The sequence below is a fragment of the uncultured Polaribacter sp. genome (assembly GCF_947503875.1).
Lineage (GTDB): Bacteria > Bacteroidota > Bacteroidia > Flavobacteriales > Flavobacteriaceae > Polaribacter.
Genome location: NZ_CANNFH010000009.1, coordinates 1 through 12574 on the forward strand (window position 1 = coordinate 1; position 12574 = coordinate 12574).

Annotated in this window: 8 protein-coding genes; 7 read left to right on the plus strand and 1 reads right to left on the minus strand. The window is 29.9% G+C overall.

From position 1 onward, the window contains the following. On the plus strand, positions 1-2366 hold a 2366-nt coding region (locus tag Q0684_RS12995; RefSeq protein WP_299017616.1), incomplete at its 5' end, for a T9SS type A sorting domain-containing protein. A gap of 1552 nt (positions 2367-3918) precedes the next feature. Here Q0684_RS12995 and dnaN read toward each other — a convergent pair. After that, the gene (gene dnaN / locus Q0684_RS13000) at positions 3919-5037 is read right to left on the minus strand and encodes a DNA polymerase III subunit beta (RefSeq protein WP_299017619.1); all 1119 of its coding nucleotides are present in this window, start codon (positions 5035-5037) and stop codon (positions 3919-3921) included. A gap of 304 nt (positions 5038-5341) precedes the next feature. Between dnaN and Q0684_RS13005 the strand changes: the two genes are divergently transcribed. The 6 genes from Q0684_RS13005 (at position 5342) to Q0684_RS13030 (ending at position 12564) form a co-directional block, all read left to right on the plus strand. Beyond that, entirely contained in the window at positions 5342-7822 is a 2481-nt protein-coding gene (locus tag Q0684_RS13005; protein ID WP_299017622.1) for a PIG-L family deacetylase, read from the plus strand. Between the two features lie 299 nt (positions 7823-8121). Continuing rightward, complete coding sequence (locus Q0684_RS13010; RefSeq protein ID WP_299017625.1) at positions 8122-8793, plus strand: hypothetical protein; 672 nt, start codon at positions 8122-8124, stop codon at positions 8791-8793. After that, positions 8786-9715 (plus strand): hypothetical protein, encoded by a 930-nt coding sequence (locus Q0684_RS13015; RefSeq protein WP_299017627.1) that lies wholly within the window; start codon positions 8786-8788, stop codon positions 9713-9715. Before Q0684_RS13010 ends, Q0684_RS13015 begins: the two co-directional genes overlap by 8 nt. A gap of 106 nt (positions 9716-9821) precedes the next feature. Continuing rightward, on the plus strand, positions 9822-11378 hold the full coding sequence (locus tag Q0684_RS13020) for a helicase HerA-like domain-containing protein (RefSeq protein WP_299017630.1): 1557 nt from the start codon (positions 9822-9824) through the stop codon (positions 11376-11378). Positions 11379-11421: 43 nt separating this feature from the next. Beyond that, positions 11422-11988 carry a hypothetical protein gene (locus tag Q0684_RS13025; RefSeq protein WP_299017634.1) on the plus strand — a complete coding sequence of 189 codons (567 nt, stop codon included), beginning with the start codon at positions 11422-11424 and terminating at the stop codon, positions 11986-11988. Between the two features lie 207 nt (positions 11989-12195). Continuing rightward, positions 12196-12564, plus strand: a complete 369-nt coding sequence (locus tag Q0684_RS13030) for a cupin domain-containing protein (protein WP_299017636.1) — start codon at positions 12196-12198, stop codon at positions 12562-12564. Positions 12565-12574 lie beyond the last annotated feature (10 nt).

The following is a 12574-nucleotide window of genomic DNA, read 5'->3' on the forward strand; positions in this document are numbered from 1 at the left end:
TTTCTTCAAAAACTGCAATTGTTACTGTGCAAGACGTTATTGCACCAACAGTTTTAACTCAAAATATTACAGTTGATTTAGATGCTAATGGAACGTCAACAATTACTCCAGAAATAATTGATAATGGTTCTTTTGACAATTGTACGATACAGTCTTCTGTGTTAGACATTACTTCTTTTGATTGTGCGAATGTTGGCGAAAACACGGTTACTTTAACGGTTACAGATGTTAATGGAAATGTTTCTTCAAAAACTGCAATTGTTACTGTGCAAGACGTTATTGCACCAACAGTTTTAACTCAAAATATTACAGTTGATCTAGATGCTAATGGAACGTCAACAATTACTCCAGAAATGATTGATAATGGTTCTACAGACAACTGCAATTTTACTACTTCTTTAGATATCCTTAACTTCACTTGTGAAAATGTTGGGGAAAACCCAGTAATTTTAACGGTTACTGATGCAAGCGGTAATATCGCAACAGCAAAGGCAATAGTTAAAGTTCAAGATATTACACCAGCAAATGTTGTTACTCAAAATATTGAAGTGTTTTTAGATACTTACGGAAACGCATCTATAACTCAAGATCAAATAGATAACGGTTCTACTGATGCTTGCGGAATAACTTCACTTGTTTTAGATAATACCTCTTTTAGTTGTGATAATTTAGGTGAGAATACCGTAACATTAACGGCTACTGATATTAATGGAAATGTAAGTTCTGCAACTGCAATTGTTACAGTTACAGATAATATTGCTCCAATAGTAGAAACTCAAAATATACAAGTCGCTTTAGATGCCAATGGTAATGCTACAATAACACCAGAAGATGTTTTAGTTTCTAATGCAGACGATATTGAAACTGGTAAAGAATGTAATGTAACCGATGCTAAATTTCATGCAATGTATTTGAGTAATTATGTAAAAAACTACAACAATAATTATGAACGTTCAGCATCTAAAGATGCTTCTAAATCTAAAAAAGAAAAAGTAGATTATAGTGTTAGAACAGATGTTGCAAAACGTTGGGGAGCATTATATAAGTTTGATTCCAATGGCGGAAAAATTACCAAAAATTTAGATGGTACTGCAAACGTAGCAGGTACTTTAGTTAATAAGTTTAACAGTAAAGACAAATGGATTGTTACTTTAAATCTTAAAAACGCAAGTACTTGGAGCGAATGGCGTGCAAAAGGAAAAACCTATAAAGGGTTTTGGCATACTAAAAAATCTTATGAAAATTGGATGTATTACGAATTAGCGTCTGGCAGTAAATTAACAGGTGCAGGCAATAATTCTGGTACAGAAGTACCTATTTACCATGCTCCAGTTAGCAGGAAAGTTGGATTTCAACTAGGTATAAAAGCAAATTTATACGATAGCGATTTTGGTTTAAGCGGATGGTTCTATTATAAAAATAGACATGGAAGATGGGCACAAGGAGATTTTAATTTTGATATTTCTAATTGTGATGATTTACCAATTCCTGAGGAAACTGTATTTACAAGTGATAACTGTTCTATTGCAAACACTGCCTTAGATGTTACTTCTTTTGGGTGTGATGATTTAGGTGAAAATACCGTAAACGTTTCCGTAACCGATCAAAGCGGAAATACCACAACAAAAGCGGTAACTGTTACTGTTCTTGGTGATACACCAACAGTTACAATTCCTGATTTTAAAACGGTTTCTGGTCAAAAGAGAAACGCAGTGTTCTTGGGTTATGCAGAAACAGCACACTTATGCCCTACCGTAAGTGGTGGAAAAGGTTTTACTTATGAATGGAAAGACGAAGCTGGAAATTTAATTTCTACAAAAGCACAACCAATAGTAAAACCAAGAGTAACCACTACATATACAGTTACTGTAACAAATAGCAATGGCTGTTCTGCAATAGATTCTATTGAAATTTGTGTAATAGATACTAGGTCTAAAAACAGACGAGGCAATTATAATGATAAAGTATTGCTTCATTACAATACCAGAAGAGGACCTAAAGAATTTAGTGTAAACAAAAGGGCAGTAAAATCTTTCTTAAGACGTGGATATACTCTAGGTGCTAGTAATGCAACTTGTAAAACCAATGAAGATGTATTTGAACAACCCGTTAAAATAAATACGGTTACGGTTTTCCCAAATCCTTCAAAAGGGATATTTAATGTAAAATTAAAAAACTTAGAAGGTAGTGCTCACATAAAACTATTTAATATGCAAGGGCGTTTAATACAATACAGGTATATTAGAAACGTAAGAAGCCAAAGTAGAGTTACAATGGGTAACTATAGATTAAGAGATGGTGTTTATGCAGTAAAAGTAATTACTAACGGAACAACATATACCGAAAATATAATTATTAAAAAATAAAATATTTACTTTTTAAAAAACCAAAAGGCTACAGTTTATGTAGCCTTTTTTATTTCAATTAAAATTTCGCTAGAACTTAGGTTACTTAGCATTTCACTTAAAAAAGAGAATTAAAACCAATTTACATATCATCTCCTTGAGAATCGCAACTTAAGCGCTCATGTGCCTTATTACAAAATGCTTACTTTAGTAACTATAAGAAAAGTTTCTATAGAAAACTAATACTAAATAACGTGAGTTCGCTTTAAAAAACCATGTTTGTTAATCAGGTACAACTTATAATATTTAAAACTAATATCATTTCGACGGTAGGAGAAATCTCAAATTAAATACGAGATTTGTCAACTTAACTTCGTTGCGTTCGGAATAACAAGCAACTAATTTTCAGCGATATAAAAAACCTAAGCTGTAATAGACACATAGAACTAACATCAAATTATACATAAAAAGAATTAAAAAAAAGCCTCTTTTTTATTTTTAAATATTACAGATTTAAACAATGAGCAAATGATTTTTACTTTTTATGTTGCCATACAAACAAATACTAAAAAAGTGAATAATTCAAAACACTTCAAAAGAGAATAAATCTAAATTTGGTTAATCTATATTAACTTTTTGAAACCAGATGTCTTTAAAATATTCATTTTCCTTTGGTTGTAAATAAGGCATTGCTCTTTACCTAAAGCACTATCTCCTTCTAAAGCCGCTAAAGCTAAAGAAGCTTTTACACTGCTTTCTTTAACTGTCTTAAAATTTTTTAATTGTACCTGTAAAGGGTTCTTATTTATGGTGGTTAAACCATGATAAGTATTAATATACTTAGGTGTATCATCTTCAGTTTCATAAACAACATGTAATAACCAAACTGCAGCAGAACCGCCAGAAATATAGCCTTGGGTAGCTTTTATGTTTGCTACAGTATAAGCTCCGTTTGTATTTTTATTGTTAGAAACAATATCTGTTACATCTAAATAACAAACATAAGGTGTATTATCTATATATTTAGACTTATCAAATCCATCAAAAAGAATTTTACCTTCTATAATCTTGATAGTCGTTATTAGGTGTTTTAAACTTTATTTTTTGAATTGAAGCATCTCTAACATCACCTACTTTGTAAATATATTGTCTCCCTTTCCTTCTTTTTACACCACGATTAAAACTATAAACAGCAGACCAATATAAAGTAGCATTTATTATTTTTTTGTGTTTTCAGGTACATTTAAAGTGGCTTGGCTAGAACTAAATGTAATTTTATCACCATCAATATCAACATACCTCATTTTTATCTGCTCATTAATCACAAATTGATTTTTAAATGCTTTCTTTTGCGTTTACTAAGTATGTTGTTCCCAACTGTTAAAGCGTCTCCTTTTACATAATATTATTTATTTAAGTAAAAGCTTGGGTTACTTTGAGTACTTAAAATTTGACTACAGCATAAAAATAATATCGTGTAAAAGAATTTCATTTTATTAATTTATTTAAAAAAAAGGAATTCGACTTAAATCTTAATAAATGAATTGTCTTATAACAAAAATAATTTACATGATTAACTATTCAACATTACTGGCATAACCAACATTGTAATTTGTTCGCCTTCATCTGTGCCATCTATTGGTGTTAAAATACCTGCTCTGTTTGGTAAAGACATTTCAATTAAAATTTCGCTAGAACTTAGGTTGCTTAGCATTTCACTTAAAAAACGAGAATTAAAACCAATTTGCATATCATCTCCTTGATAATCACAACTTAAACGCTCATCTGCTTTATTAGAAAAATCTAAATCTTCCGCAGAAATATTTAATTCTGTACCCGCCATTTTTAAACGAATCTGGTGTGTTGTTTTACTAGAAAAAATAGAAACACGTCTCACAGAATTTTGAAAAGATGCTCTATCTATTGTTAATTTATTCGGGTTTTCTTTAGGAATTACCGCTTCATAATTTGGATATTTCCCATCAATTAAACGACAAACCAAAACTACATTATCAAAAGTAAATTTTGCATTTGCATCATTATACTCAATAGTAACTTCACTTTCTGAACCACCCAAAATACCTTTTAATAAATTTAAAGGCTTTTTTGGCATTATAAACTCTGCTGTTTGATCTGCAGTTACATCTGTTCTTGCATATTTAACCAGTTTGTGTGCATCTGTAGCTACAAAAGTTAAACTCTGTGAACTAAATTGAAAAAACACACCACTCATTACAGGTCTTAAATCATCATTACCGGCAGCAAAAATTGTTTTAGAAATTGCAGTACCTAAAACATGTGCTGGCAAAACAGTTTTACTAGGGTTTGCTAAAGTTACCGCCTTTGGAAACTCATCTCCTCCAAAATAAGCCATATCATATTTTCCTTGATCTGAACTTATTTCTATTGTATTTTCTCCCTCTGTTTTAAAGGTTAAAGGTTGGTCTGGAAAAGTTTTTAATGTATCTAACAATAAACGAGCAGAAACCGCTATAGAACCATTACTATCACTCTCTACATCTACTACAGAGGTCATTGTGGTTTCTAAATCTGAAGCCGAAACTTTTAATTGATTTTCAGACAATTCAAACAAAAAGTTATCTAAAATGGGTAAGGTATTATTACTATTTATAACGCCTCCTAAAACTTGTAATTGTCTTAATAATTGAGAACTTGATACAATAAATTTCATTGATTTTTTTATCTTAGTTTGTCTTACAAATATAACTTTTATAAGTGATTCTAAAAATTATTTTATCAACAGGTTATACCCATTTTGTTGACGAAAAATAAACGTTATAATTATGTTAATCTCCCATATTTTAATGAATAAAAACTACATTTGTTCGTATTCTTTTTATGTTGATAGTTAAAAAGTTACCTCGAGTATTACTAAAATTAAACTTATTTTAACTTAAAGTAGCAAATGCAGTTCTCGAGAAGTTTTATAATTAAGTTCTTATCTGCAACAGAACTAGCATTCAGATTTTCTAACAATGAAAAGAATTTTATTTTCTATAATTAGCTTAGTTTTTGCTTCCACCTTATTTTCACAACAACCTAAAAAATTAACTTCAAATGAAATTTTTGAAAAAATTGAGAAATTAAATTTCTTAGGAACTGCTTTATATATTGCTGCTCATCCAGATGATGAAAACACAAGGCTTATTTCTTACTTAGCAAATAATGTTAAAGCAAGAACCGCTTATTTATCTTTAACAAGAGGCGATGGTGGGCAAAATTTAATTGGCCCAGAAATTAGAGAATTGTTGGGTGTTATTAGAACACAAGAATTACTTGCCGCAAGAAATGTAGATGGTGGTGAGCAACTTTTTACGAGAGCTAACGATTTTGGTTATTCTAAACACCCAGATGAAACGTTAAAAATATGGAACGAAGAAGAAGTTTTAAGTGATGTTGTTTGGGCAATTAGAACCTTTAAACCAGATGTAATTATCAACAGATTTAATCACAGAACGCCTGGTACAACTCATGGGCATCACACCAGTTCTGCAATATTAAGTGTTGCTGCTTTTGATTTGGTAAACGATAAAACAAGATTTCCTGAGCAATTAAAGTATACGGAAACTTGGCAACCAAAACGTTTGTTTTTCAACACATCTTCTTGGTTTTATAAAAATAGAGCCGATTTTGAAAAAGCTACTGAGGGCAAACTTACTTCTTTTGATGTTGGTGCTTATTATCCATTAAAAGGCCTATCTAATAACGAATTAGCATCTATAGCAAGTAGCCAACATTTGTGCCAAGGTTTTGGCAGACTTACCACAAGAGGTTCTCAAAAAGAGTTTTTAGAGTTTTTAAAAGGTGATGCACCTAAAGATAAAAACGATATTTTTTCTGGTATAAATACCACTTGGACTCGTTTAGAAAAAGGAGATGCAATTGGTGAAATTTTATATAAAATTGAAGAAAATTTCGATTTTGTAAATCCGTCTAAACATTTACCAGCGTTAATGAAAGCTTACCAATTAATTCAAAAATTAGAAAACAAACATTGGAAAAACATTAAGGCAAAACAAATAAAGACAATTATAGAAGCTTGCGCTGGTTTGTATTTAGAAGCTTCTGCTAATAGTTCTTCAGCTACGCCAATGGCGAAAGTTTCTGTTAATTTTGAAACTTTAAATAGAAGTTCAGCCACTATTGAATTGGTTGCTTTTTCTTCTAATTTGGAAGATAAAATCTTTAATAAAAACACCATTTTAGAGCCCAATAAAAGAGTAACTTTTAAAGAAGATTTGGTTGTTAATACTACAGATTACTCTGCTCCTTACTGGCTAAAAAAACAAGCTAGTTTAGGTATGTATACAGTAGAAAACCAGCTTTTAATAGGAAAGCCAGAAACACCAAGACCTGCAAAAATAGATTTTCATTTAATTATTGATAAAACGCCAATAACCTTAACAAAAAACATAGTTAGAAGATATGCAGAACGTGACAAAGGAGAAATTTATGAGCCTTTTGAAGTATTGCCAAAAGTAACTACCAAATTAAAAGATAAAGTGTTAATTTTTTCTGATGATGCTGCTAAAGAAATACCAGTTGCAATTCGTGCAGGAAAAGATAATATCAAGGGTTTTGTACGTTTGAATGTTCCTGAAAATTGGGCAGTTTCTCCAAAGCAAATCAATTTTAATATTGAGCAGAAAAGCGATAAACAAACTGTAATTTTTAAGGTAACACCACCTAAAAAACAATCTGAAGGACAATTACAAGTCAGCGCCACAGTTAATGCCCAAGAGTTTACCCAAGAATTGATAGAAATTAATTACAACCACATTCCTAAACAAAGTGTTTTAGTAAATTCTGAAGCTAAAATTGTTAGACTTAATATAAAAAAAACAGGCACAAATATTGGGTATATTAAAGGTGCAGGAGATGCAATCCCAGAAAATTTAAGACAAATTGGTTATGTAGTAGAAACTATAAATCCGTCTAAAATAAACGCAGAAAATTTAAAAAAATACGATGCCATTGTTTTAGGAATTAGAGCGTATAACGTAGTTAAAGAATTAAAATTTAAGCAAAGGTTTTTGTTGAATTATGTTAAAAATGGTGGAAATTTAATAGTACAATACAACACCAACAGAAGAGTTGATGTTGGTGCCCCTTACCCATTACAACTTTCTAGAGACAGAGTTACAGATGAGTTTGCAGCAGTACGTATTTTAGATAAAAAACATCCGGTTTTAAATTATCCCAATAAAATTACAACAACAGATTTTAAAGGTTGGGTACAAGAGCGTGGTTTGTATTTTCCCAATTCTTGGGATAGTGCCTACACTCCTATTTTATCTATGAATGACAAAGGAGAAACTGCCAAAAACGGAAGTTTACTAATTGCCAAATATGGCAAAGGAAATTACATTTACACAGGTTTAAGTTTCTTTAGAGAATTGCCTGCTGGTGTTTCTGGTGCTTACAAATTGTTTGCGAATATTTTGTCTTTAAAATAACTTAATAGTATTAAAACTGCCTTATTATCATTTTAAAAAAACATATTTTTTTATTTGTAATTTTAGGAAACCTAAGCATTCACGCTCAAAAAACAAATTTAGATTTAGGCTTTGTATTAAAAGCAGAAATACAATTAGGCAACCAAAATAAAGGAATAAAGTTTGGCGCTTATGGCATTGGCACAGGCCAATTTAACGATTTTGCTTTTGAAAGTGGTCTTGCTTTATACAGTGGCTATTTATTTAAAAGACATACTACAAAAGTAATTGGGTTTAATTATGGCTATGATTTTTTTACTTTGGTAGGTGTTGGAAATAACTTAAATTTTTTAGCGTCTTCTTTTTTTGACAACACTTTATTAATTAGCCCAACAAATAATAACCAACGATTTAGAGGTTTAGGATTTGGTTTCGAAAAAGAATTTTTACCCAAAAAACTGAATACTTTTAACCAGAGATTGGGTAAACTTTTAATGCGCTTTAGTAAAAACAACAACTCCTTAAACATTCAATTTAAAAACGATTTTAGAGGAGGAAATCTCTTTTTGGGAGAAGGCACAGATTTTGGAAGTACAGGTGCACTTATGGTTAGTTACAGTAAAATTATAAATGCTCAAGAAATTTTTAATATTGGTATTGCACTTTCTTTATTTACACCAAAACCAGATTACAGTAAAACTCCAAACAATCTTATAAATTCAGATGATGGCAGTAAAAACGTTTGGCATACAAAACCTCCTTATCCCAATCTATTTTATGCAAATGCCTTTGTTTTTGGAAATTATCAGAAAAACAATTTTTCATCTTCAATAAAAGCTGGATTAAATTCGCAAAAACTAGGTGCTTTTACACAAAATATTCTGCATGATAGTTTTGGTTTAAACCCAAGATTTCCATGGAAAACAGACCAAAAAGACAAATTGTTTATTGAGTTAAATACAGGTATTCTTAAAACAATTAGCAATGAGTAAAGTAAGCGGTTTAATACTTTTATGTTGTATACTCTTGTTACAAAATTGCAACATTTACAAACGTTCTTTTGGTGAAACCTATAATACTACAAAAGTTGAAAATTTCAATAAAATATTTAGGCTAGATTTAAGTAATACATCTACACAAAATAGTCCTAAAAACCTTCAAATTTTTACAGCTTTAAGAATGCTAAATTTATCTGGAAACAAACAGTTAAACTTAGATGAAGTATTTAAAAACATTTCAAATACAGCAAAATTAGAAGTATTAATTTTAGATAGTTTAGATTTAAAGTTATTGCCAAAATCAATTTTAAAATTAAAAAATCTAAAACACCTTTCATTAAATAATAATCCAAATTTAAATTTGAAACAAGCGTTTCAAATAATTAAAGGTTTACCAATTCAATTTTTAAATTTACAGCATAATAATTTAGAAAATATACCTACTAATATTGCAAATATTTCATCTTTAACAAGTATAAATCTATCGCACAATAATCTTAATAAAGCTGCTTTTTATAGAACTTTAGCAAAACTACCTAAATTAAATTCTTTGTGGTTAACTAATAATCATATAGCGAATCTGTCAAAAGAAATTGGTTCTTTAAATACTTTACGCAATCTTTATTTAGAACACAACAAGCTAACAACACTACCTAATTCAATTAAAAACCTTAAAAAAGTAAATATTTTACATTTAGGTTATAACAATTTTACTGCATTACCTAAACAGTTAATTGGAATGCCAACATTAATACTATTACATATTAATAACTGCAAAATAAATAAAATTCCTAGTGAATTTTACAACACAAAATATAGCCTGAAAAGTATAATTTTAGATAACAATAATTTATCTAAAAAAGATAAAAGTAAATGGCGAAAAGCATTTAAATCTTTTATAATGGCATCTTTTTAAAAAAACCTTTAATAAATAAGCAGAATAATTTCTTACTTCTTAAAGTTTACTTATTTTTATGCTTGAAACCTGAACTTGTTTCAAGTTTTTAAAACCTACCAATTTCATGAGCGAACAAAAAGAGTTTTTCGATTTTATAAACGAAGGTTACAAAACAAAAGGAGATGCTATTGAACTAGGTGCTGCCATGTTAGGCGAAAAAACTGTAACAAACGCAATTGTAAAAGTTCCTTTAAAAACCTTAAACAGACATGGTTTAATTGCAGGTGCAACTGGAACTGGTAAAACCAAAACATTACAAGTTTTAGCAGAAAATTTATCAGAAAAAGGTATCCCTGTTTTGTTAATGGATATAAAAGGAGACTTATCTGGTTTAGCAGCGCCTAGTCCTGGGCATGCTAAAATAGATGAGCGTCATGCAAAAATTGGTTTTCCGTTTACGGCAAAAAAATTTCCAATAGAGGTTTTAACCATTTCTGAACAAGATGGGACAAGATTACGTGCCACCATATCTGAATTTGGGCCTGTTCTGTTATCTAGAATTTTAGATTTAACGGAAACACAGAGTGGTATTGTTGCTATTATTTTTAAATATTGTGATGATAATAAGTTTCCGCTTTTAGATATTAAAGACTTTAAAAAAGTATTACAATTTGTTACCAATGAAGGTAAAGAAGAAATTCAGGCAGAATATGGCAGAATATCATCATCTTCTACAGGTGCAATTTTGCGTAAAATTGTAGAAATAGAACAACAAGGAGGCGATTTATTTTTCGGCGAAAAATCTTTTGATGTAGAAGATTTAACTAGAACAGATAATGATGGTAAAGGAATAATATCAGTTTTAAGATTAACGGACATACAAGATAAACCAAAGTTGTTCTCCACCTTTATGCTACAATTGTTAGCAGAAGTATACGAAACTTTTCCAGAACAAGGAGATGCAGATAAACCAGAACTAATTATTTTTATAGACGAAGCGCATTTGGTTTTTGAAGAAGCCACTAAAGCACTTTTAAATCAGATAGAAAGCATTGTAAAACTAATACGATCTAAAGGAATCGGTTTATATTTTGTTACACAAAACCCTAAAGACGTGCCTGAAGATATTTTGGCTCAACTGGGTTTAAAAGTGCAACATGCTTTAAGAGCTTTTACCGCAAAAGATAGAAAAGCAATAAAACTTGCTGCAGAAAACTACCCAGATTCTAAATATTACAATACTAAAGACGTATTAACACAATTAGGAATTGGAGAAGCATTTGTATCTGTATTAAACGAAAAGGGAATACCAACTCCTTTAGCAAGAACCATGTTAAGAGCACCAATGAGCAGAATGGATGTTTTAACGACAAAAGAGCTTAAAAATGTAATTGGTAACTCTCGTTTATTTTACAAATACAACGAAAACTTAGACAGAGACAGTGCTTACGAACTTTTAAATGCTAAAATTGATAAAATAAATATTGCAGAAGCTAAAGCTATTGAAAAAGAAAAAAACCAAAAAGAAAAAGAGCGCTTGGATAAAGAAAGAGCTAAAGAAAGAGCTTCTAACTCCAGATCACGAAGAAGAAGCACTGCACAAAACCCTATTGTTAAAGTACTTACTAGTGCTACTTTTATTAGAGCTGCTTTTGGAATTTTAAAAAAAGTTTTAAAATAAGAAAAACAAAAAAACTACGTTATTACAAGTATAAACTACCATAATGATTCAAAAAAACATAGTACCTATTTTAGTAATTGCACTCTCTTTACTTCTAGTAAGTTGTGGTGACAGTGGAAAATTTAAAATTGAAAAAGGAAAAGTTGGCCATTTACACACCAAAACAACCATAACAGAATTAGATGCTATTTTTGCAAAAGATTCTATTGTAAAAAATTTAAGTGAAGGTGCTTTAGGTGATGATTATTTTCAAGATGATGACGAATATTTAATTTATGAAAAAGGAGGAAATCTTTTATTAACCATTGTACCAAAACAACAATTAGATTCTGTTTCTACTATAAAAAGCATAGAAATTCATGATGCTAGATATAAAACAGAAACAGGAATTAATGTAAATGCAAGTTTTTCTGAAATAAATGTAAACAATAATATTAATCGCATAGAATCTACATTTTCTACGGCTACATTATTTATAAACGACTATAATATAACTATTGCCATAGATAAAGAAGAACTAGGTTTAAGGGAATTTAGTACCCAAAAAGTTACCATAGAGCAAATACCAGATTTAGCCAAAATGAAATCTTTAGTAGTCTGGTTTAACTAGTGAAAGACTATTTTTAAAAGTTGCCTAGCTACACATTAAAAATTATAAGTTGAACTTACCAACTTAAATCATAGTGTTTGAATTTTAATTAAAAACTTAAATAAAATCCTGCAATAAGCAGGATTTTTTAATTCAATAATACGAATAACAATAAATATTTTTTTTAAGAAAGAAGATGCTTAATTTAGTATTCATAAAAATTAAAACATGAGTAAAAAATACACTATTCAAAAATCTCCTTTTATAGTGCCCACAACAGATGGTAAATTAATAGAAGAACATTTTGGCAACGCAACAGACAGTAATAAACAGCTAAGTATTGCACATATGATTGCGCCTCCTGGTTGGAGTGAACCCTACCAAACTCCAGAATTTGATGAATATACTTATATTATAAGAGGTAAAAAACAATTTATAATAGCAGACGAAAAAGTAATTTTAGAAGCAGGTCAGTCTATCAAAATTGAAAAAAACACTAGAATACAATACTCAAATCCCTTTGAAAACGAATGTGAATATATAGCCATTTGTTTACCTGCTTTTTCTATAGATTTGGTAAATAGGGAAGAAAATTAATTGAATCAAA